At 45.6% G+C, this 24,592-nt stretch carries 23 protein-coding genes and 9 tRNA genes; 26 read left to right on the forward strand and 6 right to left on the reverse strand.

What is annotated here, in order from left to right; genetic code table 11:
* Nucleotide 1: 1 nt before the first annotated feature.
* From corC to miaB, 4 genes are all read right to left on the reverse strand, one after another.
* The gene (gene corC / locus L5L97_RS18815) at nt 2–877 is read right to left on the reverse strand and encodes a CNNM family magnesium/cobalt transport protein CorC (RefSeq protein WP_006082742.1); all 876 of its coding nucleotides are present in this window, start codon (nt 875–877) and stop codon (nt 2–4) included.
* Between the two features lie 40 nt (nt 878–917).
* On the reverse strand, nt 918–1,379 hold the full coding sequence (ybeY, locus tag L5L97_RS18820; RefSeq protein ID WP_105251690.1) for an rRNA maturation RNase YbeY: 462 nt from the start codon (nt 1,377–1,379) through the stop codon (nt 918–920).
* Nucleotides 1,369–2,418 (reverse strand): PhoH family protein, encoded by a 1,050-nt coding sequence (locus tag L5L97_RS18825; protein WP_028761469.1) that lies wholly within the window; start codon nt 2,416–2,418, stop codon nt 1,369–1,371. The genes ybeY and L5L97_RS18825 overlap by 11 nt, the downstream gene beginning before the upstream one ends.
* Nucleotides 2,419–2,632: 214 nt before the next feature.
* Nucleotides 2,633–4,057, reverse strand: a complete 1,425-nt coding sequence (miaB, locus tag L5L97_RS18830; protein WP_006082739.1) for a tRNA (N6-isopentenyl adenosine(37)-C2)-methylthiotransferase MiaB — start codon at nt 4,055–4,057, stop codon at nt 2,633–2,635.
* 377 nt (nt 4,058–4,434) lie between these two features.
* Between miaB and L5L97_RS18835 the strand changes: the two genes are divergently transcribed.
* From L5L97_RS18835 to L5L97_RS18880, 10 genes are all read left to right on the forward strand, one after another.
* The gene (locus tag L5L97_RS18835; RefSeq protein WP_263183443.1) at nt 4,435–5,682 is read left to right on the forward strand and encodes an FAD-dependent monooxygenase; all 1,248 of its coding nucleotides are present in this window, start codon (nt 4,435–4,437) and stop codon (nt 5,680–5,682) included.
* Between the two features lie 165 nt (nt 5,683–5,847).
* Nucleotides 5,848–6,435, forward strand: coding sequence for an aminoacyl-tRNA hydrolase (pth, locus tag L5L97_RS18840; protein ID WP_028761467.1), 588 nt, complete (start codon nt 5,848–5,850; stop codon nt 6,433–6,435).
* 130 nt (nt 6,436–6,565) lie between these two features.
* Nucleotides 6,566–7,657 (forward strand): redox-regulated ATPase YchF, encoded by a 1,092-nt coding sequence (gene ychF / locus L5L97_RS18845; RefSeq protein ID WP_028761466.1) that lies wholly within the window; start codon nt 6,566–6,568, stop codon nt 7,655–7,657.
* A gap of 208 nt (nt 7,658–7,865) precedes the next feature.
* Nucleotides 7,866–7,942, forward strand: a tRNA-Met gene (locus L5L97_RS18850).
* A gap of 94 nt (nt 7,943–8,036) precedes the next feature.
* A tRNA-Leu gene (locus L5L97_RS18855) sits at nt 8,037–8,121 on the forward strand.
* Nucleotides 8,122–8,181: 60 nt separating this feature from the next.
* A tRNA-Gln gene (locus tag L5L97_RS18860) sits at nt 8,182–8,256 on the forward strand.
* Between the two features lie 24 nt (nt 8,257–8,280).
* Nucleotides 8,281–8,355, forward strand: a tRNA-Gln gene (locus L5L97_RS18865).
* A 2-nt stretch (nt 8,356–8,357) separates the two neighbouring features.
* A tRNA-Met gene (locus tag L5L97_RS18870) sits at nt 8,358–8,434 on the forward strand.
* Nucleotides 8,435–8,509: 75 nt separating this feature from the next.
* Nucleotides 8,510–8,594: transfer RNA gene (locus L5L97_RS18875), tRNA-Leu, on the forward strand.
* A gap of 40 nt (nt 8,595–8,634) precedes the next feature.
* Nucleotides 8,635–8,709: transfer RNA gene (locus tag L5L97_RS18880), tRNA-Gln, on the forward strand.
* Between the two features lie 206 nt (nt 8,710–8,915).
* Here L5L97_RS18880 and L5L97_RS18885 read toward each other — a convergent pair.
* Nucleotides 8,916–9,641, reverse strand: coding sequence for a hypothetical protein (locus L5L97_RS18885; protein ID WP_263183480.1), 726 nt, complete (start codon nt 9,639–9,641; stop codon nt 8,916–8,918).
* Between the two features lie 470 nt (nt 9,642–10,111).
* Between L5L97_RS18885 and L5L97_RS18890 the strand changes: the two genes are divergently transcribed.
* The 7 genes from L5L97_RS18890 to secF all read left to right on the forward strand — a co-directional run bounded on the left by L5L97_RS18890 (nt 10,112) and on the right by secF (nt 16,811).
* Entirely contained in the window at nt 10,112–10,708 is a 597-nt protein-coding gene (locus L5L97_RS18890; RefSeq protein WP_212599331.1) for a PepSY-associated TM helix domain-containing protein, read from the forward strand.
* Between the two features lie 16 nt (nt 10,709–10,724).
* Nucleotides 10,725–11,237: a DUF2271 domain-containing protein gene (locus L5L97_RS18895; protein WP_105251693.1), complete on the forward strand. Its 513-nt coding sequence runs from the start codon at nt 10,725–10,727 to the stop codon at nt 11,235–11,237.
* A 55-nt stretch (nt 11,238–11,292) separates the two neighbouring features.
* Nucleotides 11,293–12,111, forward strand: coding sequence for a DUF4198 domain-containing protein (locus L5L97_RS18900; RefSeq protein WP_212599330.1), 819 nt, complete (start codon nt 11,293–11,295; stop codon nt 12,109–12,111).
* Between the two features lie 298 nt (nt 12,112–12,409).
* Complete coding sequence (gene greA / locus L5L97_RS18905) at nt 12,410–12,886, forward strand: transcription elongation factor GreA (protein WP_028761461.1); 477 nt, start codon at nt 12,410–12,412, stop codon at nt 12,884–12,886.
* Nucleotides 12,887–13,271: 385 nt separating this feature from the next.
* Nucleotides 13,272–13,865: a hypothetical protein gene (locus L5L97_RS18910; protein WP_263183446.1), complete on the forward strand. Its 594-nt coding sequence runs from the start codon at nt 13,272–13,274 to the stop codon at nt 13,863–13,865.
* Nucleotides 13,866–14,091: 226 nt separating this feature from the next.
* On the forward strand, nt 14,092–15,906 hold the full coding sequence (gene secD / locus L5L97_RS18915; RefSeq protein ID WP_263183448.1) for a protein translocase subunit SecD: 1,815 nt from the start codon (nt 14,092–14,094) through the stop codon (nt 15,904–15,906).
* Nucleotides 15,907–15,908: 2 nt separating this feature from the next.
* A complete protein-coding gene (gene secF / locus L5L97_RS18920) occupies nt 15,909–16,811 on the forward strand; it encodes a protein translocase subunit SecF (RefSeq protein ID WP_028761458.1) in 903 nt (300 codons plus the stop codon).
* Between the two features lie 89 nt (nt 16,812–16,900).
* On the opposite strand, the gene yhbY is transcribed toward secF, so the two are convergent.
* On the reverse strand, nt 16,901–17,200 hold the full coding sequence (gene yhbY, locus L5L97_RS18925) for a ribosome assembly RNA-binding protein YhbY (protein ID WP_006082725.1): 300 nt from the start codon (nt 17,198–17,200) through the stop codon (nt 16,901–16,903).
* Nucleotides 17,201–17,290: 90 nt separating this feature from the next.
* On the opposite strand from yhbY, the gene rlmE reads away from it, so the two are divergent.
* The 9 genes from rlmE to rimP all read left to right on the forward strand — a co-directional run bounded on the left by rlmE (nt 17,291) and on the right by rimP (nt 24,583).
* The gene (gene rlmE, locus L5L97_RS18930) at nt 17,291–17,920 is read left to right on the forward strand and encodes a 23S rRNA (uridine(2552)-2'-O)-methyltransferase RlmE (protein ID WP_263183451.1); all 630 of its coding nucleotides are present in this window, start codon (nt 17,291–17,293) and stop codon (nt 17,918–17,920) included.
* Nucleotides 17,921–17,949: 29 nt separating this feature from the next.
* Nucleotides 17,950–19,920, forward strand: coding sequence for an ATP-dependent zinc metalloprotease FtsH (ftsH, locus tag L5L97_RS18935; protein ID WP_173913187.1), 1,971 nt, complete (start codon nt 17,950–17,952; stop codon nt 19,918–19,920).
* A 211-nt stretch (nt 19,921–20,131) separates the two neighbouring features.
* On the forward strand, nt 20,132–20,965 hold the full coding sequence (folP, locus tag L5L97_RS18940) for a dihydropteroate synthase (RefSeq protein WP_131523241.1): 834 nt from the start codon (nt 20,132–20,134) through the stop codon (nt 20,963–20,965).
* An 80-nt stretch (nt 20,966–21,045) separates the two neighbouring features.
* Nucleotides 21,046–22,383 (forward strand): phosphoglucosamine mutase, encoded by a 1,338-nt coding sequence (glmM, locus tag L5L97_RS18945; protein WP_263183455.1) that lies wholly within the window; start codon nt 21,046–21,048, stop codon nt 22,381–22,383.
* A 194-nt stretch (nt 22,384–22,577) separates the two neighbouring features.
* Nucleotides 22,578–23,360 (forward strand): triose-phosphate isomerase, encoded by a 783-nt coding sequence (gene tpiA / locus L5L97_RS18950; protein WP_006082720.1) that lies wholly within the window; start codon nt 22,578–22,580, stop codon nt 23,358–23,360.
* Nucleotide 23,361: 1 nt separating this feature from the next.
* Nucleotides 23,362–23,697 (forward strand): preprotein translocase subunit SecG, encoded by a 336-nt coding sequence (secG, locus tag L5L97_RS18955; RefSeq protein ID WP_028761453.1) that lies wholly within the window; start codon nt 23,362–23,364, stop codon nt 23,695–23,697.
* Nucleotides 23,698–23,708: 11 nt separating this feature from the next.
* Nucleotides 23,709–23,795, forward strand: a tRNA-Leu gene (locus L5L97_RS18960).
* An 82-nt stretch (nt 23,796–23,877) separates the two neighbouring features.
* Nucleotides 23,878–23,954: transfer RNA gene (locus tag L5L97_RS18965), tRNA-Met, on the forward strand.
* A gap of 173 nt (nt 23,955–24,127) precedes the next feature.
* Nucleotides 24,128–24,583: a ribosome maturation factor RimP gene (gene rimP / locus L5L97_RS18970; RefSeq protein ID WP_006082718.1), complete on the forward strand. Its 456-nt coding sequence runs from the start codon at nt 24,128–24,130 to the stop codon at nt 24,581–24,583.
* The last annotated feature ends 9 nt before the right edge of the window (nt 24,584–24,592 follow it).

Below are 24,592 nucleotides of genomic sequence, written 5' to 3' on the forward strand. Positions count from 1 at the left end.
ATTATTCTACGTCTTCGCCAGTATTAGGATCGGGGAGTTTAACTCTGAGTTGGATTAAACGCCTAGTGTCAGCATTGATGACTTTAAATTCTATGCCTTCAATGATGATGCTCTCGTTGCGTTCTGGCAGATGGCCAAAGGCGTGTGAGACTAAGCCACCGACGGTATCAAACTCTTCATCGCTGAATTCAGTGTTGAATTCTTCGTTGAAATCTTCGATTGGCGTCAAAGCCTTAACCATATAAACCGTGTTACCAACTTTGCGGATCTCGGTTTCTTCAGTGCTATCGTGGTCGAATTCGTCTTCAATTTCGCCGACAATTTCTTCAAGAATATCTTCGATAGTCACAAGACCCGATACGCCGCCGTACTCGTCAACCACAATCGCCATATGGTAGCGTTGAGAGCGGAATTCTTTTAGCAGAACATCGACGCGTTTGCTTTCGGGCACAACCACGGCGGGACGGATCACGCGATCCAGTGAGAAGGGCTCATCACTGTTGGAGAAACCGTAAGGGATCAAATCTTTGGCAAGCAATATGCCTTCGATATGGTCTTTATCTTCGTTAACGACGGGGAAGCGCGAGTGACCTGAACCAATCACAGTCGCAAGTAACTCTTCGACCGAGTTGTCTATCTGGAGGGCGACAATTTGAGCTCTTGGGATCATGATATCCCGAACACGCATATCAGAAACGTCTAATACACCTTTTATCATCTCGCGGGTGTCTTGGGTGATCAAATCGCGCTGCTCGGCACCATCAATCACATCAACTAGATCTTCGCGATTTTGAGGTTCGCCCTGAAATAGCTGACTTACTCTATCAAACCAACCTTTCTTGTGGGCGTTCGTACTAGGGGGGATATCGTCACTCATAGTTTTCTCATTAGCTTTTGATAGGGATTATCTTAGCTAATTATTGTTCCTTATATGGGTCAGTAAAACCTAAGCTTTCAATGAGTTGAGTCTCTAATGACTCCATCTCTTCGGCTTCTTCATCGTCGATGTGATCATACCCTAGCAGATGCAAGCAACCATGTACAACCATGTGTGCCCAGTGCGCTTCTAGTGGTTTTTGTTGTTCACGGGCTTCATTTTCAACGACTGCCGCGCAAATGACAAGATCTCCGAGTAAAGGAAGTTCAATTTCTGGTGGTGCTTCAAAGGGAAATGACAGTACATTGGTCGGTTTGTCTTTACCGCGATAGGTATTGTTGAGCATTTGGCTCTCGCGGCTATCGACGATACGTATGGTTAATTCAGCTTCATCCATGCTATTGCCAATTGCGGTAGTGACCCAAAGGGCGAATTGTTCGTCCGTTGGTAGCCACTCACTGGTGCTGGCATGTTGAATATCTAAGGCTAACTCAAGACTCATGTGTTGCGGCTTCCTGCTGTTGCTTTTGGTACTGGCTTTCTTTTTTGGCTTTTAAGGTTTGCTCTTTTAACTCGAAGGCTTCATAGGCTTCAACGATACGGGCAACCACTGGGTGGCGCACTACATCTTGGGAGACAAAAAAGTTAAAGCTGATTTCTTCGACTTGGCTTAACACTTCAATCGCGTGACGTAGCCCTGACTTTTGATGTTTAGGTAAGTCGGTTTGAGTGATGTCGCCTGTGATCACCGCACGGGAATTGAAACCGATACGGGTAAGGAACATCTTCATCTGCTCGATTGTGGTGTTTTGGCTTTCATCGAGAATAATAAAGGCATCGTTCAAGGTACGACCGCGCATATAGGCAAGCGGTGCCACTTCTATTACATTTTTTTCGATTAAGCGTTCCACTTTTTCAAAGCCAAGCATTTCGAACAGGGCATCGTAGAGCGGACGCAAATAGGGGTCTACCTTTTGACTTAAGTCACCGGGTAAGAAACCGAGTTTTTCACCCGCTTCCACCGCAGGGCGAGTCAGCAGAATGCGGCGCACTTCTTGGCGCTCTAACGCATCTACTGCCGCTGCTACGGCAAGGTAGGTTTTGCCCGTTCCTGCAGGACCAATACCGAAGGTAATATCGTGACGCGTAATATTGGCCACATACAAGCTTTGATTCGGATTGCGTGGCTTAATGACACCGCGGCGGGTTTTGATATTAATACCGCTGTCGTCGTTAGCGTCTGCTTGCTCTAGGGCAATGGCCGCTTGAATGGCGATATGGACTTGCTCAGGCTCAAGATCGGGCGTGCTGCCTTTAACCGTTTGGGTCTCGATGTAGAGTTCTTTTAGTAAGTTGTTGGCGCTTAAACAATTGCGTGGCAGTCCGGTGATCTGGAAATGATTGTTCTTACGGACGATTTCAACGCCAACGCGACGTTCTATCTGCTTGATATTGTCATCGAATGGACCGCACAGTGAAGCCAAACGGCGTGTTTCTGCGGGTTCGAGATACAGATTCATGGTAGTTAATTTACTGGACAAATAGCACTCCCAATAGCGAATAAGAAAGCAAGGTACGAGGTTGGTTAACCATCGCAAGATAATTTTAGTTTACGAGCCATAGCCGATAATTGCTAACGGAAAATAACAATTGCCTCGGTAGACTTAAACAAAAGTGCGTGAAAGCAAAAGGGCGACTAAGTCGCCCTTCTTTATATAGGTACTGATATCGGTACTGTTTAAGCCGATTTAAAGCTTATGGCTTAAATTGAGTCACACCCAGTTCATCATCTTGCTTGCGCTTGGCTAGAATTTCAGCCGGGCGCAGGCTACGACGTAGATCCATTTCATCTTCGCCGCGGATAAAGACACCGCGCAGTGAGTTAGTGTAAACGTCGACGATTTCGACATCCACGAAAGTACCAATGTGTTTTGGCTGACCTTCGAAGTTCACGACTCGGTTGTTCTCAGTACGGCCGCGCAGTTCCATAGGATTTTTCACCGATGGTCCTTCAACCAGAATACGTTGCACTGTGCCCATCATGTGGCGGCTGTAGCGCATGGCTTGCTGGGTGATGCGGTCTTGCAGAATCGCCAGACGTTGTTTTTTCTCTTCCATATCGACGTTATCGGGTAAATCTGCCGCTGGCGTGCCCGGACGTGCGCTATAGATAAAGCTGAAGCTGTGGTCGAAACCTATGTCTTCAATCAACTTCATGGTATCGGCAAAGTCTTCTTTGGTTTCGCCAGGGAAGCCAATGATAAAGTCCGAGCTGATTTGAATCCCTTCACGGGCTTTACGCAGGCGGCGGATGATTGACTTATATTCAATCGCCATATGGCCGCGTTTCATCGCTGTGAGAATACGGTCAGAACCCGATTGCACTGGTAAGTGCAAGAAGCTTACAAGCTCAGGGGTATCTTCGTAAACGTCGATGATATCTTGTGTAAATTCAATCGGGTGACTGGTCGTGAAGCGGATACGGTCGATACCGTCGATGGCTGCCACGAAGCGCAGTAATTCCGCAAAAGTACAAATTGCGCCATCGTGAGTTGCGCCGCGATAGGCATTCACGTTTTGGCCGAGCAAGTTTACTTCGCGCACACCTTGCTCCGCCAATTGGGCGATTTCAAGGATAATATCGTCCGATGGACGGCTGACTTCTTCGCCGCGAGTATAAGGTACAACACAGAACGAGCAGTATTTGCTGCAACCTTCCATGATAGACACAAACGCGGTTGGGCCTTCGGCGCGTGGCTCTGGCAGACGGTCGAATTTTTCGATTTCAGGGAAGCTGATATCGATAACCGCTTTATCACCACGGCGCACTTGCTCGATCATCTCGGGCAGACGGTGCAAGGTTTGTGGTCCGAAAATAATGTCGACACATTGGGCTCTGTCTTTAATGGCTTTGCCTTCTTGTGAGGCAACGCAGCCGCCCACGCCAATAATCAAATTAGGATTTTTATCTTTAAGCGTCTTCCAGCGTCCTAGCTGATGGAACACTTTTTCTTGCGCTTTTTCGCGGATAGAACAAGTGTTGAGCAGGAGAATATCTGCCTCAGACGCTTCTTCAGTCAAGGTATAACCTTGGTATTCGCCTAACAGATCAGCCATCTTGGATGAGTCATACTCATTCATTTGACAGCCCCAAGTCTTGATATGGAGTTTCTTACTCATCAGTTGTGTCGCCCTAAGATGACCAATAAAAATAGCGCGACATTTTACCTGCTGTTACGGCTGCTGACCAGCTTTGTCCACACTTTTAGCTGTTGGCTTTTGCCAAGGGCGATACCCTCACAAATGCTAGGTTTTTATTGTTCGGCTGCATTTGGGCAAGATTAATATTGTTAACATGCTGAGCTTTCGTTATTTCCAGCAAACTATTCGGGCTTGAATGCCTATGTCTTCACGGATTTCGAATCGAAATGCGCTCAACATTTCCGTGGTATCTTGATATAAGGCATAATCGAGCGGGTTTGTGAAAAGTCGCTTGAGCAGAAATACAGAAGGGCTTAAAGGTGCTAACTAAGGTCGTAACTAAGGTGGTAAGTAGGATGAGCCAGATTGAAGATACACATGCACAGATGATATCCGACACCACAGATTCTAACGTTACTCATGCTGAAGGCACTGAGTTCGATGTCATTCTTGTCGGCGGCGGCATGGTTGGTGCGGCGACGGCAATTGGATTAGCCCAACAGGGTTTGCAAGTGGCGGTGATTGAATCTTTTGCGCCAGAGGCTTATCAAGCCGAACAGCCATTAGATGTGCGAGTCTCGGCCATCAGTGTGGCTTCTGAAACGCTGCTTGAACGTCTTGGCGCCTTGGACTCATTGCTTAAGATGCGTAATGTGCCTTATTTGGGCTTAGAAACTTGGGAGCTTGATGGCTGCATCACCCAATTCCACTGTTCACAAATTGGCGCCAGCCATTTAGGCCATATAGTCGAAAACCGTTTAATCCAACTTGCCCTGTGGCAACAGATGACACAATTAGCTGGCATCACCTTATATTGTCCCGATAAAGTGGTGGCATTTGCCCGCGATAGCGACGGTGTGAGTGTGCACTTACAGTCAAATAGTAAACTGACCGCTAAGTTGTTGGTTGGCGCCGATGGTGCTCACTCGCAGGTACGTCAATGGGCGGGAATTGGCATTTCGGGTTGGGATTACGCTCAATCGGCCATGTTGATTAATATCAACACCGCACAGGGGCAACAGGATGTGACTTGGCAGCAGTTTACGCCCAAAGGACCGCGTTCATTATTACCTTTACCAGGCAATAACGCTTCGCTGGTGTGGTACGACGATGCCAATCGAATTAAGCAGTTAATGCAGCTTAATAATAAACAGCTTGCAGATCAGATAAGAGTGCATTTTCCAGCGCGTTTGGACGCTGATTTTACCGTTGAGAATAAAGGCAGTTTTGGCCTCACTCGTCGCCATGCCCAGCGCTACTATAGTCATAATGTGGTGATTTTAGGCGATGCCGCTCACACCATTAATCCCCTCGCAGGCCAAGGGGTGAACCTTGGGTTTAAGGATGTCGAAGCGTTTTTGGCGGTCATCAAGGATGCATTAGCTCAAGATAATATCTGGTGGTCGAATGAGGTGCTTGCCCAATATCAGCGCAAGCGTTATCGCGATAATCAATTGATGATGACGGCGATGGATTTGTTTTACGCCGGTTTTAGCAACGATATTCTGCCGCTAAAGCTGCTGCGTAATGGCGCGTTAAAGTTGGCAAACATCAATTCCCCGCTCAAAAAGACTGTCCTTAAATATGCTATGGGGCTTAATTAACGCTGAGTTGTTCTGTGTTCTGACCTTGTGTTCTGCTCCTGTGCGATGACGTGGTATTTGTTGACTTGGGGTTTGAGTGCTAAAATGCCGCGTTTTTAGCTGGTATGGTCAGTTCAGTCGGCACTTTGCGCGGCTGTCATCGACGAAATAACGATATTGAGTGTCATGAGCGAAATAAAATTAATAGTTGGTCTGGCTAATCCAGGTGCTGAATATGCACACACTCGCCATAATGCGGGGGCTTGGTACGTACTTGAGTTAGCGAGAATTTGCGGCGTGACTTTAGTGGCCGACAGTAAGTATTTTGGCTTGACTGCCAGAGCAGTATTGCACGGTAAAGATGTCCGCTTATTGATCCCGACGACTTATATGAATTTAAGCGGTAAAGCGGTTGGCGCTTTGGCGAATTTTTTTCGTATCACGCCGGAAGAGATTCTGGTCGCTCACGATGAACTCGATCTGCCGCCCGGTGTGGCTAAGTTTAAGCTCGGTGGCGGTCATGGCGGCCACAATGGTCTGAAAGATATTATTGCTAAACTGGCTAACGATAAAAACTTCTACCGTTTACGCTTAGGTATCGGTCATCCCGGTGATAAAAATCAAGTGAGTGGTTACGTACTGGGAAAAGCACCTGCTAAAGAGCAAGAACTTATCGAGGCGGCGATAGATGAAGCCGTGCGTTCTACCGAAATTTTGTTTAAACAAGACATGGTGAAAGCCATGAACAGATTACACTCCTTTAAAGCGGAGTAGGTTTTGCCTTTGGCGAGACTCAAGTGTTAAGTGATTTAATTATTCAGTAATGTGCTGCCATAGGGCAGGACGACTAAACCTCGCTGATGAGTGTGACTTGTCAGCCAATAATCGAGAGAAAGGTAAGCATATGGGTTTTAAATGCGGCATTGTTGGTCTTCCTAACGTAGGTAAATCAACGCTTTTTAATGCGTTAACTAAGGCTGGCATCGAAGCGGCTAACTTCCCGTTTTGTACCATTGAACCTAACACAGGTGTTGTACCTGTGCCGGATCCACGTCTGGATGCGTTAGCTGCGATAGTGAATCCACAACGTGTGTTACCTACCACCATGGAATTCGTGGATATCGCGGGTCTTGTGGCTGGCGCATCTAAAGGTGAAGGCTTAGGTAACAAGTTCCTCGCTAACATCCGTGAAACCGATGCGATTGGTCATGTCGTACGTTGTTTTGATGATGACAACATTGTTCACGTTGCTAACAAGGTTGATCCAGCTGGCGATATTGAAGTCATCAACACTGAATTAGCGTTAGCTGACTTAGACAGTTTAGAGCGTGCGGTTCAGCGTCAGCAGAAACGTGCTAAAGGTGGCGATAAAGACGCTAAGTTTGAAGTGGAAGTATTAGAAAAAATGCGCCCCATTTTAGACGAAGCTAAAATGTTGCGTTCAATGGATTTATCGAAAGAAGAACTGGAAGCGGTGGCTTACCTGAACTTCTTAACCTTAAAACCGACCATGTATATTGCTAACGTTGCGGAAGATGGTTTTGAAAATAACCCGCACTTAGATGCCGTTCGCGCCATTGCTGCGACAGAAAACGCTATCGTTGTTGCCGTATGTGCGGCGATTGAATCTGAACTGGCCGAGATGGAAATCGAGGAGCGCGATGAGTTTATGGCGGATCTGGGTATCGAAGAACCAGGTTTAGATCGTGTGATCCGCGCAGGTTATGAATTACTGAATCTGCAAACCTATTTCACCGCAGGCGTGAAAGAAGTGCGTGCTTGGACTGTGCCAGTGGGTGCGAGTGCTCCGCAAGCGGCGGGTGTTATCCATACCGATTTTGAACGTGGTTTTATCCGTGCCCAAGTGATGGCATTTGACGACTTCATTGCCCACAAAGGTGAAGCTGGCGCGAAAGAAGCCGGTAAGTTACGCGTGGAAGGTAAAACCTATATTGTTAAAGATGGCGATGTGATGCATTTCCTGTTTAACGTATAACAAAGCTTATTCACGCTGTAAGTCTCGATAAATTAAGCTAAGTATGAGCAACAAGGTGTTATTTAGCACATCTGTTGCTCAGTTTGGTGAAGTAATAGCCGAACAGCTTAACCTAAGGGAAATAGCGAAAAAAAGCTGTTGACCTAGATACCTCGAATAAGCATAATACGCCCCGTTCCTCGCTGAGAGGGGCGTGTAATATCGATGTGGCAATGTAGCTCAGCTGGTTAGAGCACAGCACTCATAATGCTGGGGTCGCAGGTTCAAGTCCCGCCATTGCTACCATTTTATTTAAGATAAATTTCTTATATAAAATGAATCACGATTTTACTCTAGCATTGATTGCTAGCATCTATTCACGATGTAAACATGAAGCTGTGCGGGAATGGTGAAATTGGTAGACACGCCAGATTTAGGTTCTGGTGCCGCAAGGTGTGAGAGTTCAAGTCTCTCTTCCCGTACCATTTTTTAGATATATGAATTTAGAAACATCGGCGATAGCGGATGTTTGAAACAGAGTTAGTTGGGGTATCGCCAAGTGGTAAGGCACCGGGTTTTGATCTCGGCATTCCAAGGTTCGAATCCTTGTACCCCAGCCATTTTTTCTCAGTTTCCAAGTTGATTGGGGTATCGCCAAGTGGTAAGGCACCGGGTTTTGATCTCGGCATTCCAAGGTTCGAATCCTTGTACCCCAGCCATTGGCAATGTAGCTCAGCTGGTTAGAGCACAGCACTCATAATGCTGGGGTCGCAGGTTCAAGTCCCGCCATTGCTACCATATTTAACTCTGTTAAAGTGATTTATCAGAGAAAAATCCAAAAATGTTGAATAGACAATTTTGGTACATTTTGATGCGGGAATGGTGAAATTGGTAGACACGCCAGATTTAGGTTCTGGTGCCGCGAGGTGTGAGAGTTCAAGTCTCTCTTCCCGTACCATCAAAATGCAATCTTCGATAGAAGATTAAACACAGTTTATTGGGGTATCGCCAAGTGGTAAGGCACCGGGTTTTGATCTCGGCATCCCAAGGTTCGAATCCTTGTACCCCAGCCAAAAAGTTAAAAAGCCTGTCCGAAGACAGGCTTTTTGCTTTTTAAATTTTAACTATTTTCAGCTTAGCGTTATTTTGCTTTCAGTTTCCCTTCAATTAGCCCGTCCAGCCTTTCCCTTGTCTCTATAATTCCCGTTGGTTGTGGCAATTCAGCTATTTTCAAAGTTAATCCACAGTGCCATTTGAGCTGGCACTGTGGTGATCCGTTTTATTGCTTTTTGACTTCAGGAGCAACGGGTGGCGATTTTATTTCTGCTGGAGCTGCAGGAGCCGCTGGAACGGCGACTTTTGCAGCTGCTTCAGTGATATTGATTGGCATTGCAGCATTCTTAATGACTGTATTCTCTGTGACTGCACTATCAATAACGGCACCTTGGGCCGCTTTAACATCACCTGTTGCAACGGCTTTGACAGCATCAGGTATTGCTAATTGTTGCTGTACTTGATTTGCGCCCGCTTCTAAGGCTTTTTGTTGTAACTTCTGTGGATCGGTATAGTCGGCTAATTCCTTCGGCCAACTTGGGACCCGTTTTTCTGCCTGATTACTGAATTGCTCAGAGAACACTGAGGGCGCGCCGCCTTTCATTAGCATGACTGCCATTTGGTTGGTGTCTGAGTTCCAAACTAGACCCGCTTTTTCGGCCATTTCGGGGACAGGGGTGTAAGTCGACACTAAGTAGATGAGTGGACCTTCCTGTTGGATCTTGTCGGCCGTTTTGAGCAGGGACAGGGTGGTATCGTAATTTTTACCCAGCAATTCCTGCATACGGTTTTTGATGAGCGGTTGTTCGAATAATCCGACATCGTTCGGATCTAAACCTACAAGGGGTTTAAGCAGGGCCCACATGAGCTGGCCTTGAGGTGACATTAATAATAGTGGTGCAACACAGGCGTTGAGCATTAATGCGAGCCACACAATATGCAGGCAGCGCATTTTTTTGAGCAGAGATGTACTCAAGATGATATTTCCTTGGAAGTACCAGCAAGTCGCCGGCGGCGGATTGTAGCTGATTGGCATAAGGTAAACGAGAGGGTGGCAAAGTAAATTTTAAGCAAAAAAATTAGCCCAAATGTTGGATTTTATCCTTTTGAATTTGAAAGGTATTTACAGGTGATACAATAAATTATTTGCTGCTAATTTAATCGAAGGTAATGGTTTTTGAGTGCTAAAAACAGATTTACCCCTAAGTGCTTTATTTTTAGCACTTATTTTTCCTCTTACTTTTTAACTTCTTTTTCAGTATTGAATATGTAAAGTTTGTAAACTTTGTTCTGTTTGATAATCGATCTCATTTAATCTCGGCGCATTAAATTAGTTTAATGCAGCTCATTTCTATCTTTAGCTGCATAGGGAAAGCAGACTCTGGAGGTATTTCTCTTCGGTTTGTTTTTGAGAGTGCATCATTGAAATTAAGAGTCAGTAAGTCGTCTTTGTCCTTTGCCCGCATTATTCATGTTTATGTGTCTATGGCTTTATTGTTGCTGATGCTGTTTTTTGCGGTGACAGGTATAACGTTAAATCATCCTAATTGGTTTTCTCAAGCTGATCAGGAACCTAAGCGGGAACAAGTGCCAATCCCGGCCTATTTGTTACCCGTTAATGCCCAAGACTCACAATGGCGTCTGGCTGCGGGTCATTGGTTGAAAAGTGAATGGGCTATGGATATGGCGAGTGCCGATATCGATGAAGATGAAATTAGTTTAGTCAGCAAAGGACCTGGTACTTATCGGAGTCTGACATTGGACTTGCTCGACGGCCAAGCCTATGTCGAAACCTTAGATTACGGTGTCGTTGCCGTAGTGAATGATTTGCATAAGGGCCGTAACACAGGCACAGCTTGGGCTTGGATACTCGATCTCAGCGCTGTGCTTATCATTTTATTTTCGCTCACTGGGGCTTATTTGTTGCTGCCTCAAACCAAGCGCCTCAAAAAGTCATTGTTATACATGGTACTCGTCAGCAGTAGTTGCGGGCTTGTGTATGTTTATTTTGTTCCATAAGGAGTGTAGGCCGAGTATGCGTCATCTTATTCGTACCATTGCGGTGAGTGCTTTGTTTGTCAGTTCTGTGGCGTTTGCGACGCCTAAAATGACAGTCGATTTAACCTTGCCTGAAATTACCGAAGGGCAATATCACAGACCTTATGTGGCCGTATGGGTTGAGGATGCCAAGGGGCAAACGGTTAAAACCTTAAGCCTTTGGGTATGGGATGAAGGCCATAAATGGTTGAAAGATATCCGTCGTTGGTGGCGTAAAGCCGGACGCGAAGATATGAGCTTTGTTGACGGTATTGCATCTGCGACACGTCCCGCGGGTCATTACAAAATCGATTGGGATTTAAAAGATGAGGCGGGAAAAGTGCTTGAACCTGCCACTTACACTGTATTTATTGAAGTGGTGCGTGAACACGGTGGTCGCGATCTTGTACGACAAAATATCGATTTAGCTGCAGGAGATTTCTCTGTGCAGTTGCCCGCCACGACAGAAACTGGCGTTATCGACATACGCTTAAGCGGCATGGCTCGTTGAGTCAATCCATTAAATATTTAGCCCGTATATTAATCGTTAAACTTAAGGAAAAGGCATGAAATTACGTCTTATTACATTACTTGGCACACTTTGTATTAGCCCATTGGCAAGTAGCCACGACAGATGGATTTTACCTAGCCACTTCAACGTTTCGGCTGAAAGTGAAGAAATTGTGTGGATTACCTCAGATGTGTCTGCCAGCAATCAAGTGTTTATGATGGATAAACCTTTTAGTGCCAGTGATGTGCGTGTGCTACAGCCAAATGGAAAACCAACGTCTCCAAGCTCAAGTTACACGGGCGGACGTAAGTCGGTGTTTGATGTACAACTGATGCAAGATGGCACTTATAAGTTTGAAAAAGAAGTTTCACCTCGTTATTTTTCTCAGTATAAAGTTAAAGGAAAAGAAGGGGTTGTACGCAGCCGTATGGATAAAAAAGCCACAACTGCTGCTATGCCAAAGGGAGCCTATGAACTTGAAAGTTCTTTAAATGTGTCGCGGGTTGAAACCTATGTCACACGTAATAAGCCAACTGAGGAAGTGTTAAAGCCTAAGGGGGAATATTTAGAACTAGTGCCTGTGACTCATCCTGCAGATATTGTTGAGAACGAAGCTGCTACCCTGCAATTTGTTTTCGATGGTAAGCCCGTTGAAGGCGTTAAAGTCGCCATTATGAAAGACGGTAGCTTATATCGTAACAAACCAGAGGAAATCGAATTTACCTCAGATAAAGACGGTAAAGTTTCAATGATCTTACCTTCAGCAGGACGTTATCTCTTACATGCGGCAATTGAGCGCCCTAATGCAGATAAATCCCTTGCTGATAAAACGGTTAGTGAAATCTTTTTGACCTTTGAGGCTGGGCTTGAATAAATGAGTTAACCTCTATTTGAGGTTTTTGCTTTGAGTCTTAATGCCCACGGTCTAAATGGCGAGTGGGCATTTTTGTTCCCATTTCGAGCTAAAACTTGTGCGAAATTTCCTTAGGTATACAGATTTGAATTTGATTACTGGTAACTCTGCTTAAGGTTGGGTAAGCTGCGTCAATGCATTGTTCTTGGTGCATCAAAAGCGCATAACGATTAGAATAGCGCAATTCCACCCTCATTTGACTGTGTTGACCTTAGCGTTGGCACGGGTTGCTTTTGTTTTAAAGGAGACGAAAGAAGTTATGACTAAGGTTCCTATGACAGTTGTCGGTGCAGAGCAGCTGCGTAAAGAGTTAGATATTCTCAAGTTTGACCGTCGCCCTAAAATCACTGAAGCAATTGCTTCAGCGAGAGAGTTAGGCGACTTGAAAGAAAACGCGGAATACCATGCGGCTCGTGAGGAACAAGGTATTTGTGAAGCACGTATCCGTGATATTGAGGGTAAGTTATCTAACGCGCAAATTATCGACGTCACTAAGATGGTGAATAACGGTCGTATCATTTTTGGCGCCACTGTGACTATTTTAAATCTCGATACCGATGTTGAAGTGACTTATCGCATAGTCGGCGATGACGAAGCGAATATTAAAGAAAACCTGATTTCAGTGAATTCACCAATAGCCCGCGGTTTAGTCGGCAAAAATGAAGGTGATGAAGTGTCTATTACTACGCCAGGTGGTATGACAGATTACGAAATCATCTCAGTACAGTATTTATAATCTGCTTATAATACTTTGCTTATAGTGTTGTGAGCGTGACTCATGCGATATCGCTAAAACCGTCCTAGGGCGGTTTTTTGTTATCCGCGAATTAAGTTTGTTTACGGCTTGAGTTTAGGGCTTTAGCCAAGGATATCGATCGCGCTTCAGCGTTGAATTCGGGGTAAGATGGACAAAGTTTAATTTGTCTCTTTGTAGGTTTTTACCTAAGCTGCCATCCTAGCAAAATCAACATTGGCGAAATGTGTATGTTGTTTTTTTGCGCGAGTTTCACTTTATGGACCCACAGTTAAGCATCAAAAGCGAACAGTGAATAGGTTCATCTTTAGTTTGATAACGTTTTATAAGAGGGCACGCTTTGGTCAAACATTGGCGTACAGGATTGATGTTAGTTTGCGTGGCGATCATGTTGATTGCGCACTCGGCTAGCTATGCGCCAAAACCCTCAGTACAGCGCAGTGATGCAACTCGCCATTATGCTCAGATGCATACTGTGAGTCTTGATAGCTCGACTCCCCATACAAAGCGAAGCGCTGAGCCTCAAAGCTTGCCCGATGCCGATGTTATCGCCCAAGACAATGCGCAGCTCAATGCCCAATCTAATGCACAGTCTGATGCGCAAACCGTTGAAAGCTGCGGCTCACCGAATAGCCATGATATCGATCTAGTCAGTTCAGACTCAGAATCACAGCCAGCACCTTGTCCGAGCTCTGACTATGTAAGTCATTCTGATGACTTAGATTTTGCCCCGATAAATTCGCCGCGATTTATCAGTCTTGCCCAGCACGATGTGCGTGAGGTCAAGCCAGTATATGTACTCGCTGTAGACTTTACTGCCGAACCGACATCCAATGTCGTTGAACCCACCGATCTTGATATCACATCAGATTGGACGCTTTCTGCTGTTTCTTCCCCCGCCCGAATTTCGGGTTGGAAAGTCTCAAATCTTCAATATCGATTTAGCCAACAAGCCGCTTAACTCGCCTATTTAGGCATGATGTTGATAGGAGCCTACTCTTATCGATTTTTCATGCTGTTGCCTTTTTGTACTCACCGAAACTTTTTATAGCTGCTTAAGTAAGCAGTGATGATTTGAGCCTTACGAGCTTAGCCGCTGGTACTCAATTACGTGTTTCGGACTGATATCAATATGTTCGCTTAGCGATTTGATTCAAATGCTGAGTGTTAAATAGCGAGTTAATCCCATGGAAAGAAAACCCAATCAACGGCTGCTAAATCAATATTCAGCTTGGAAATACTTAGTGCTTATCGTCACTATTATAGTGATGCTATTCAGTGCCTTGCCGACATTTTACGGTGAGGATGCGGCGGTGCAGGTGGGCGCGAAGGCGGGGTTAACGCTCACACCTATTGCCCTTCGATATAAGCTACAAGCTGAAGGCGTGACGGTAAAACGTATCGACCAAAAAAATGGTGAAACCTTAATTGTCCTCGATGCGGATAACCAACAAACCTTAGTCAAAACTTTAGTCTCTTCTATGGTCGCAGAGCCAAAAGAATTGACTTTATCCCTTGCCAGTGCGGCGCCAAGTTGGTTACAAAACTTAGGCTTTCAGCCGATTAAACTCGGGCTCGACTTACGCGGTGGCGTACAGTTCTTACTCGATGTTGATATTGATCCTGTTTATCAAACTCAGGCCGAGACGCTTGTTGATTCGCTACGTCAATTCATCCGTGAGCAGAAAATTCGTGGTGCTAGCGTGCATTTGGACCAAAGTCATCAGTTAAACATGACGTTGCCGGATAATGACGCCCGTGCTGCTGTGCGTCAAATGATGAAAGAGTCCTATCCTAATTGGCAGCTATCCAATGCAGATGGCGCGGGTTTACTGATTAAGTTGAGCCAAGAAGAGCAAACGAAACTGCGTAATTTGACAGTGCAGCAAAACTTACAAGTGATGCGCAGCCGTATTGAAGAACTCGGTATCACTGAAGCTTTAGTGCAGCGTCAAGGGGAGCATCGAATTCGGATTGAATTGCCTGGAGTACAAGATCCTGCAGCCGCTAAAAACGTTATCGGTGCTACGGCGAGTCTGGCCTTTTTCGAGGTTAAAGAGTCTGGCTCCGTTAATGCTATGGTGCTCAATGACAAGTCTGGTAAGCCTATTTATGTGAGCCGCACACCAGTGCTGGGTGGCGATCATATTGTCGATGCGAGGGCGAGTTTAGGCGAGATGGGCATGGCGGAGGTGAACATTAACCTTGACCGTGTGGGCGGGCAGAAAATGTCTGAGTTTTCCCGTACCAATATCGGCAAACCTATGGCGACGTCTTACAGCGAATACAGCCGTGATGAGCAAGGCAAGGCAAAGCAAACACAAGAGATTATCAGTGTTGCGACGATTCAATCCCAACTTGGAGATCGTTTTCGCATTACGGGTGCAGGTTCCTATCAAGAAGCACAACAATTAGCTCTGTTACTGCGAGCGGGCTCTATGACGGCGCCAGTGACTATTGTTGAAGAGCGCACTATTGGCCCGACGCTGGGTGCTGAAAACATTGAAAACGGTTTTGCTGCCCTTGGTTTAGGGATGGGGATTACCTTGCTGTTTATGGCGCTTTGGTATCGCCGTCTCGGTTGGGTGGCGAATATAGCGCTGATCTCCAATATGGTGATCCTGTTTGGTTTACTGGCACTTATCCCTGGCGCTGTGTTGACCTTACCTGGGATTGCGGGCTTGGTGTTAACAGTCGGTATGGCTGTCGATACCAACGTGCTGATTTTCGAGCGAATAAAAGACAAGTTAAAGGAAGGTCGCAGTTTTGCGCTGGCAATTGATACTGGGTTTGATAGCGCGTTTTCTACTATTTTTGACGCCAACTTCACCACTATGATCACTGCAGTGGTGCTTTACTCCATAGGTAATGGTCCAATCCAAGGTTTTGCCTTGACCTTAGGTCTAGGTCTATTGACCAGCATGTTTACCGGTATCTTTGCTTCAAGGGCCTTGATCAACTTAGTTTATGGACGTGATGCTAGCCGTCATGTGAGGGTATAACCATGAAAAATATCAATCTAACTAAATGGCGTTATGTTTCGAGTGCTATCTCTATTTTGTTGATGCTAGTGTCATTAACCATCATCGGCGTGAAAGGTTTTAACTGGGGCTTAGATTTTACTGGCGGTGTCGTCACCGAAGTGCAGATCGATAGAAAAATTACCAGCAGTGAATTGCAACCTTTACTCAACGCTGCTTATCAGCAAGAAGTGAGTGTAGTTTCCGCCAGTGAGCCGGGACGTTGGGTGTTGCGCTATTCCGATATAAAGAGTGCCGATACAGAGCAAGGTAATATCGATATTCAGCAGGTATTAGCGCCGCTTAACTCTGAAGTGCAAGTGCTTAACAGCAGTGTTGTCGGGCCGCAGATTGGTCAAGAATTGGCAGAGCAGGGCGGTTTGGCGCTGTTAGTCGCTATGCTGGCGATATTAGGTTATTTAAGTTACCGCTTCGAATGGCGACTCGCATCGGGTGCCCTATTCGCTTTAGTGCATGACGTAGTGTTCGTGCTGGCATTTTTCGCCTTGACTCAGATGGAGTTTAATTTAACGATACTTGCGGCTGTACTGGCGATTTTAGGTTATTCCTTAAATGATTCGATTATTATCGCTGACCGTATTCGTGAATTATTGATTGCTAAGCCAAAGCTTGCGATTCAAGACATTAACAACCAAGCAATTGTGGCGACGTTTTCTCGCACTATGGTGACATCAGGGACAACCTTAATGACGGTCGGTGCGTTGTGGATCATGGGCGGTGGACCGCTGGAAGGATTTTCGATTGCAATGTTTATCGGTATATTAACTGGCACATTCTCTTCGATTTCAGTTGGTACCTCATTGCCTGAGCTATTAGGCTTAACGCCTGAGCATTATAAGGAACAAGTGATTTCTGAAACACCTTAGGGCTATGCTAATCGCTTAAATTAACAGCGAAAACAAAAAGGCCACTCGATTGAATGGCCTTTTTGTTAACACGATAAAATCAAGAAAAATTACTTTGCCTTTGGCAAAGCAATTTTCATTTCTGGTGATTGACGATAAATCACCAGAATATGACCAATAAGTTGCACTTTTGCGGATTGAGTTTCACGTACTATGGCATCAACGATGGCATTTTTTAGCTCTCTGTCGGCAGAGGCTACTTTCACTTTAATCAGTTCATGATAAGCGAGTGCGCTTTCAATTTCAGCGAGTACACCTTCAGTCAATCCATTGGCACCAAGCAGCACCACTGGCTTTAGCGGATGCGCTAGACCTTTTAAATGCTGTTTTTGTTTGGTTGTTAAGTTCATTTCTACCAACTTTTGCTGAGTTACTGTTGAAAAACGGCTATTCTACCCTTATATAGCCTTTGTGTAACTCTCAATTGTTGCGGATTTTAAATGTCAGGTATAAAACGTACGGCCAGTTCTAATCGCTGGATGCTAGAACACTTTGATGATCACTATGTCAAACTCGCCCAAAAAATGGGCTTGCGATCTCGCGCTGCGTTTAAGCTTGAGGAGATCCAGCAAAAGGATCAACTGATCCGCCCAGGCATGACTGTGGTTGATCTCGGTGCCGCTCCGGGAGGTTGGTCTCAAGTGGCAGTTAAATTAGCGGGAGATAGAGGTAAAGTCATCGCCTGTGACATTTTGCCTATGGATCCCATCGTCGGCGTCGATTTTTTGCAAGGGGATTTTCGTGAAGATAAAGTCCTTCAAGCATTACTTACTCGCGTCGGTGATGCTAAAGTTGACGTTGTGTTGTCTGATATGGCACCCAACATGAGTGGTTCAGATAGTGTTGATCAGCCCCGTGCCATGTATTTAGTGGAATTGGCGTTAGATATGTGCCATCAAGTATTGGCTCCTAATGGCTGTTTTGCGGTAAAAGTCTTTCAGGGGGAGGGCTTTGACGAATACATGAAAGCGGTAAAAACAGTGTTTAAAGTCGTTAAAACACGTAAACCAGACTCTTCACGGGCTCGTTCCCGCGAAGTCTATCTTGTGGCGACTGGGTACAAGTTGTAGTAACCTAGCGTTAATAATCGCAAGACTTAATGAGGTCTAGTAATTTGAGTGACATGGCAAAAAATCTAATACTCTGGGTTGTCATCGCCGTTGTGCTGATGTCAGTGTTTCAGGGTTACTCCCCCTCTTCTTCGTCATCGCAGAAGATGGATTATTCTACCTTCTTAGATAATGTCCGTGATGGACAGGTCGCAACTGTTGAAGTTAAGAGCGACCAACGTACTATTGAAGGTGCTAAACGAACTGGTGAAAAATTCACTACTATCATGCCGTTATATGACCAAGATTTAATTAATGATCTTGATCGTAAAGGCATCACTATGAAGGGCCAAGAAGCCGAAGAGTCAGGGTTCCTTACCCAAATCTTCATCTCTTGGTTCCCGATGTTATTGCTTATCGGGGTATGGATTTTCTTCATGCGCCAGATGCAAGGCGGCGGTGGCAAAGGCGCTATGTCCTTTGGTAAGAGCAAAGCCAAGCTGATGAGCGAAGATCAGATTAAAACTACTTTTGCCGATGTTGCCGGTTGTGATGAAGCAAAAGAAGAAGTGAAAGAGCTGGTTGATTACCTGCGTGATCCAACTAAATTCCAAAAATTGGGCGGCCGAATTCCAACGGGCGTACTGATGGTGGGTCCTCCAGGTACAGGTAAAACCTTGCTGGCGAAAGCCATTGCGGGTGAATCTAAAGTACCTTTCTTCACTATTTCAGGTTCTGATTTCGTTGAAATGTTCGTTGGTGTTGGTGCATCCCGTGTGCGTGACATGTTCGAACAAGCGAAAAAATCTGCACCTTGTATTATCTTCATCGATGAAATCGATGCGGTCGGTCGTCAACGCGGCGCAGGTTTAGGTGGTGGTCATGATGAACGTGAGCAAACACTGAACCAAATGCTGGTTGAGATGGACGGCTTCGAAGGTAATGAAGGCGTTATCGTTATCGCGGCAACTAACCGTCCAGACGTACTCGATTCTGCGTTATTACGTCCGGGTCGTTTTGACCGTCAAGTGGTCGTTGGTTTACCAGACGTGCGCGGTCGTGAGCAGATTTTGAAAGTGCATATGCGTAAAGTACCGCTTTCTGAAGATGTGAAAGCAAGCGTGATTGCCCGTGGTACGCCAGGTTTCTCGGGTGCTGATTTAGCTAACTTAGTGAACGAAGCTGCCCTGTTTGCGGCTCGCGGAAATCGCCGAGTTGTAGGCATGGAAGAATTTGAGCGTGCAAAAGATAAAATCATGATGGGTGCTGAGCGCCGTTCTATGGTGATGTCTGAAGCCGAAAAAGAAATGACCGCTTACCATGAAGCAGGCCATGCGATTGTGGGTTGTTTAGTACCAGAGCACGATCCTGTGCACAAGGTGACTATCATTCCTCGCGGCCGTGCCTTAGGTGTGACTTTCTTCTTACCTGAAGCTGACTCAGTGAGCCAGAGCCGTCGTAAGTTAGAAAGCCAAATTTCGGTCGCCTACGGTGGTCGTTTAGCAGAAGAGCTTATCTACGGTACTGAGAAAGTGTCGACTGGCGCATCACAGGACATCAAATATGCGACATCTATTGCGCGTAACATGGTGACTCAGTGGGGCTTCTCGGACAAGTTAGGTCCATTGCTGTATGCAGAAGAAGATGGTGAAGTCTTCTTAGGTCGCAGCATGGGTAAAGCCAAAGCGATGTCCGATGAAACTGCAACTATTATCGATGCTGAAGTAAAAGTCTTTATCGACAAAAACTACGCTAGAGCGAGACAGATATTGACGGATAACCTCGATATTCTGCACTCAATGAAAGAAGCTTTAATGAAGTATGAAACCATTGATTCACTTCAAATTGACGATTTAATGAAACGTCGTGAAGTGCGTCAGCCTGCTGATTGGCAAGTGGATGACAGTGGTTCTAACGATAAAGGCAATGGTCATGGTGAACCAGCAGCGAAAGCTGAAGACAGTGTGACTGCCCCTGCTGAGCCAGAACTGAAAGATCCTGATGAATCTCCAGCTAAGTAATGTGTTGTGAAACTAAAGAAAACCCCGTAAAGGGGTTTTCTTGTTTTACCTTGTTAGCAATTTGACTGCGCTGTCATTGATACTCTCTGCCACCATTGATATTTATCTTCTGACATTGGTCTTTTCGGATAGAAAATGAAGGCTTGAAATTAATGACGCAAGTTATGCCAGTGAGTAAAATCGTAAGTGTTCGTATTACAGGAGTAAATGCGTGTTTGAACTGATTGCTGGCACTAAACGCCTCGCGTTATCTTCGCCCATTGTGATGGGTATACTTAATGTCACTCCCGATTCTTTTTCCGACGGTGGTCAATATTCTTCCTATGAGCTTGCTTGTGAGCATGCCGATGACATGGTGGCTCAAGGCGCTGGAATGATAGACATTGGCGGAGAGTCGACAAGACCTGGCGCCGCCGAGGTGAGCTTAGCCGATGAACTTGCGCGGGTGATCCCGTTGGTGAAATATGTTGCGGCGCACCATGATGTGTGGATTTCGGTCGATACCAGTAAACCTGAAGTCATGCGTCAAGCTGTTGCTGCGGGCGCACATTTGATTAACGATGTGCGCGCCCTGATGGAACCCGGTGCGCTTGAAGCTGCTGCAGAGTTGCAAGTCCCCATATGCTTAATGCATATGCAAGGTGAACCCAAAAGCATGCAATTTGCACCGACTTACCATAATGTTATTGAAGAAGTTTCTGCCTTTTTAACTGAGCGGATTGAAGCTTGCTTGCGAGCAGGGATCCCCCGTGAATTATTAATACTCGATCCGGGATTTGGTTTTGGTAAAAGCTTAGAGCATAACTATGAATTACTGGCGAAGCTCGACTGTTTTGCTCAGTTTGATTTACCGATATTGATAGGATTGTCTCGTAAGAGCATGATAGGAAACCTCTTAGCAAAACCGACCTCAGAACGTCTTGCTGGGAGCCTTGCTGGCGCTATGATAGCGGCCCAAAAGGGCGCTCATATCATTCGTGTGCATGATGTTACTGAAACTGTGGATATGCTCAAGGTGTTACAAGCGACACAAGCGTATTTTTAAGCATCGTTATGCTCTCGTTAAGCATTTAATTAATATTCTGATCCCAAATCATTGGGACACATTTGAGTTTGTGGAGCGATATGAAAGAACGTAAATTTTTTGGAACTGACGGTATTCGGGGAAAAGTCGGTTCAGGTCAAATGACGCCTGAGCTTGCGCTTAAGTTAGGTTGGGCGGCGGGGCGCGTGTTATCCCGCAGTGGTACCAAAAAGGTTATTATAGGGAAAGATACCCGTATTTCGGGCTATATGTTTGAGTCAGCATTAGAAGCTGGCCTCTCTGCTGCAGGCCTTAATGTGATGTTAATGGGACCTATGCCAACGCCAGCTGTAGCCTATTTGACGCGTACGTTTCGCGCCGAAGCTGGGGTGGTGATCAGCGCGTCACACAATCCGTATTACGATAACGGTATTAAGTTTTTTTCCACCGACGGCAGTAAGTTAGACGATAACCTAGAGTTAGAAATTGAAGCAGAGCTTGAAAAGCCCCTCGTTTGTGTTGAGTCGCATCTATTGGGGAAGGTATCGCGTATTGAAGATGCCCGTGGCCGTTATATTGAGTATTGCAAAGGTAATTTTCCTGCAGAACACACGTTAACTGGGCTAAAAATTGTGGTTGATTGTGCCCATGGCGCAACTTATCACATAGCGCCAGCTGTGTTTCGTGAGTTAGGCGCCGAGGTGATTGCCATTGGTGATAAACCCAACGGGATGAACATCAATGATAAAGTGGGCGCGACGTCCATGGGCAAAATTTGTGAAACCGTTCTAGTCGAAAGTGCCGATTTAGGTATTGCACTCGACGGTGACGGTGACCGTATTATGATGGTCAACAGCAAAGGCGAAGTGATCGACGGCGATCAAATTTTATATATTCTGGCCTGTGATGCGAAATCCCGTGGCGTATTACGCGGTGGTGTAGTTGGTACGTTAATGTCAAACCTTGGGCTTGATCTCGCCTTGCAAGCATTAGACATCCCCTTTGCGCGTTCGAAAGTGGGCGACCGTTATGTGATGGAACTACTTAAAGAACTCGATTGGCGCATCGGCGGTGAAAATTCAGGGCATATCCTCAATCTTGATCACGGCACAACTGGTGATGGCATAGTTGCGGGGATTTTAGTGTTAGCGGCCATGCGTCGTCAGAATGCTACGCTAGAAGAACTGACTTCTGCGATGGAAATGTTGCCGCAGGTGTTAGTCAATGTGCGCTTTGAAGGCGAGCACGACCCTCTTAAGTCAGATAAAGTTAAAGCGGCGCAGGCACAGGTTGAATCTCAACTGGGCGTGCGTGGCCGAGTATTATTACGTAAGTCAGGTACTGAACCTTTGATCCGTGTCATGGTTGAAGGTGACGATCATAGTGCAGTATTGGCGCACGCAAATTTGATTGCGGATGCGGTAAAATCGGCAAGCTAATATTTGCTAATTTTGTAATGAGTGCGGCTGATACCAATTTAAAATTAAGGTGTTAGCTGCACAAATGAACAGAAAACAGCTTTGGCGTGTAAAAAATAAGCATTCCAACCTGATATCTGAAAAAATTCGAATTTAGCTATTGTAACTTAATAAGTGGTTCGCTATTATTCACGCCGCTTTCAGAGGAGACAGTGATGGCACTCAGACGTCCTATGGTAGCTGGCAATTGGAAGATGAACGGCAGTGCGGCATTAGCCCAAGAGTTGTTCAAAAAATTTGCCTCTAAGCTCCAAAATGATTCAGCTGAAGTGGTTTTATGCCCGCCTTCTATCTATCTAGAGAGCGTTAGGCAACTGCTAGAAGCAAACAAGGAAGCGTTAGACGGTTCACTTGTTAGGATGGGCGCACAAAACCTAAGTCAACATGACTTTGGCGCTTATACCGGAGAAGTTTCAGGTCAGATGCTCAAAGATTCAGGATGTCGATATGTAATTATCGGGCATTCAGAACGTCGCCGTATGTACGGAGAGACGAGTAATATCGTAGCGGAGAAATTCGCCGCTGCACAAAAGCATGGCTTAACTCCAATTTTATGTGTGGGTGAGTCAGGTCCAGCACGTGAAGCAAGACGCACCTTTGAGGTGATTGCTGAAGAGTTGGATATAGTGATCCAGAAAAATGGCACTATGGCTTTTGATAACGCTATTATCGCCTACGAGCCGCTTTGGGCTGTAGGAACAGGTAAAAGTGCTACACCAGAGCAGGCACAAGAAGTTCATGCGTTTATTCGCAAACGCCTCTCTGAAGTGTCTCCGTTTATCGGAGAAAATATCAGGATTCTCTACGGTGGTAGTGTGACACCGAGTAATGCTGCAGATTTATTTGCCCAACCTGATGTTGATGGTGGACTGATTGGCGGTGCTAGCTTAAACTCTAGCGAGTTTTTAAGTCTGTGTACCATAGCGATGAGCGCATAATATGTATGAAGTTCTAGTAGTTATTTACTTGTTGGTTGCATTAGGTCTAATCGGCTTAGTATTAATTCAGCAAGGTAAGGGAGCTGACATGGGGGCCTCTTTTGGCGCCGGTGCATCAGGTACTCTTTTTGGTTCAAGCGGTTCAGGTAATTTCCTGACACGCAGTACGGCGATTCTTGCCATTGCGTTTTTCACTTTAAGTCTGCTTATTGGTAACTTAAGTGCAAACCACGCAAAAAATGAAGATTCATGGAAAGATTTAGGTTCAGACACTGAACAGGTTACCCAACCTGTTGAGCAAGGAACCCAAAAGTCAGAAACGAAAATTCCTGACTAGTAAAAGGTGTCGCCGAGGTGGCGAAATTGGTAGACGCGCAGCCTTGAGGTGGCTGTGACCTAACGGTCGTGCGGGTTCAAGTCCCGCTCTCGGCACCAAATATAACTAAGATAGACGAGATAAGTTCTCTCTTAGTTATTGCAAGAAATGACGATAGTCAATATACTTGCACACAGTTGACGCGGGGTGGAGCAGCATGGTAGCTCGTCGGGCTCATAACCCGAAGGTCGTCGGTTCAAATCCGGCCCCCGCAACCAGCTCCTAGTAACGAATAGTGTTTGAATTCGTTATGGTTTACAGGTTCTTGAAATTAATGACCTCGTGATTACGGGGTTTTTTGTTATCTGGGACTTTTAAATTTGTCGCATGCTTCGTATGTGGCGTTGTACTAGGGCTATTAAGCCCTTTTTTGTTTTTTCGGGGGTCAATCTTGGCAACGTTAGAATTCAGACTGGCAGAAATGCTCAAAGTACCTGTGGAAGCATTAGGCTTTCAGCTGTGGGGCATTGAATATGTTCAAGCGGGTAAGCATTCCACACTGCGAGTGTTCATTGATGGTGAGAATGGTATCAATATTGAAGATTGTGCCAATGCAAGTCGCCAAGTCAGTGCTGTACTCGATGTTGAAGATCCTATTTCTACAGAATATACCCTAGAGGTTTCTTCGCCAGGCGTAGATAGACCCTTATTTACTGCTGAGCAGTACGCGGGCTATGTAGGCGAGGATGTAAAGCTTCAATTGACTATGCCGGTTGACGGCAGTCGTAATTTAAAAGGCGCCATCACTGCGGTCGACGGGCAAATGCTCTCGCTGAAAGTGAATGGTAAAGAGTTAGTTGTCGCATTGGATAATATCCGCAAAGGCAACTTAATCGCTAAGTTTTGATGGTTTCAA

Source organism: Shewanella sp. SM71 (genome assembly GCF_025653905.1).
Taxonomy (GTDB): domain Bacteria; phylum Pseudomonadota; class Gammaproteobacteria; order Enterobacterales; family Shewanellaceae; genus Shewanella; species Shewanella oncorhynchi.

Excerpts from the sequence above, each read along its gene's own strand:
- secG (WP_028761453.1), top strand. The coding sequence starts at position 23,362 with ATGTATGAAGTTCTAGTAGTTATTTACTTGTTGGTTGCATTAGGTCTA.
- glmM (WP_263183455.1), top strand. The coding sequence starts at position 21,046 with ATGAAAGAACGTAAATTTTTTGGAACTGACGGTATTCGGGGAAAAGTC.
- pth (WP_028761467.1), top strand. The coding sequence starts at position 5,848 with ATGAGCGAAATAAAATTAATAGTTGGTCTGGCTAATCCAGGTGCTGAA.
- rlmE (WP_263183451.1), top strand. The coding sequence starts at position 17,291 with ATGTCAGGTATAAAACGTACGGCCAGTTCTAATCGCTGGATGCTAGAA.
- greA (WP_028761461.1), top strand. The coding sequence starts at position 12,410 with ATGACTAAGGTTCCTATGACAGTTGTCGGTGCAGAGCAGCTGCGTAAA.
- ybeY (WP_105251690.1), bottom strand. The coding sequence starts at position 1,379 with ATGAGTCTTGAGTTAGCCTTAGATATTCAACATGCCAGCACCAGTGAG.
- tpiA (WP_006082720.1), top strand. The coding sequence starts at position 22,578 with ATGGCACTCAGACGTCCTATGGTAGCTGGCAATTGGAAGATGAACGGC.
- ychF (WP_028761466.1), top strand. The coding sequence starts at position 6,566 with ATGGGTTTTAAATGCGGCATTGTTGGTCTTCCTAACGTAGGTAAATCA.
- secD (WP_263183448.1), top strand. The coding sequence starts at position 14,092 with ATGGAAAGAAAACCCAATCAACGGCTGCTAAATCAATATTCAGCTTGG.
- L5L97_RS18895 (WP_105251693.1), top strand. The coding sequence starts at position 10,725 with ATGCGTCATCTTATTCGTACCATTGCGGTGAGTGCTTTGTTTGTCAGT.
- ftsH (WP_173913187.1), top strand. The coding sequence starts at position 17,950 with ATGAGGTCTAGTAATTTGAGTGACATGGCAAAAAATCTAATACTCTGG.
- corC (WP_006082742.1), bottom strand. The coding sequence starts at position 877 with ATGAGTGACGATATCCCCCCTAGTACGAACGCCCACAAGAAAGGTTGG.
- L5L97_RS18910 (WP_263183446.1), top strand. The coding sequence starts at position 13,272 with ATGTTAGTTTGCGTGGCGATCATGTTGATTGCGCACTCGGCTAGCTAT.
- L5L97_RS18835 (WP_263183443.1), top strand. The coding sequence starts at position 4,435 with ATGAGCCAGATTGAAGATACACATGCACAGATGATATCCGACACCACA.
- L5L97_RS18885 (WP_263183480.1), bottom strand. The coding sequence starts at position 9,641 with ATGCGCTGCCTGCATATTGTGTGGCTCGCATTAATGCTCAACGCCTGT.
- yhbY (WP_006082725.1), bottom strand. The coding sequence starts at position 17,200 with ATGAACTTAACAACCAAACAAAAACAGCATTTAAAAGGTCTAGCGCAT.
- miaB (WP_006082739.1), bottom strand. The coding sequence starts at position 4,057 with ATGAGTAAGAAACTCCATATCAAGACTTGGGGCTGTCAAATGAATGAG.
- L5L97_RS18900 (WP_212599330.1), top strand. The coding sequence starts at position 11,293 with ATGAAATTACGTCTTATTACATTACTTGGCACACTTTGTATTAGCCCA.
- secF (WP_028761458.1), top strand. The coding sequence starts at position 15,909 with ATGAAAAATATCAATCTAACTAAATGGCGTTATGTTTCGAGTGCTATC.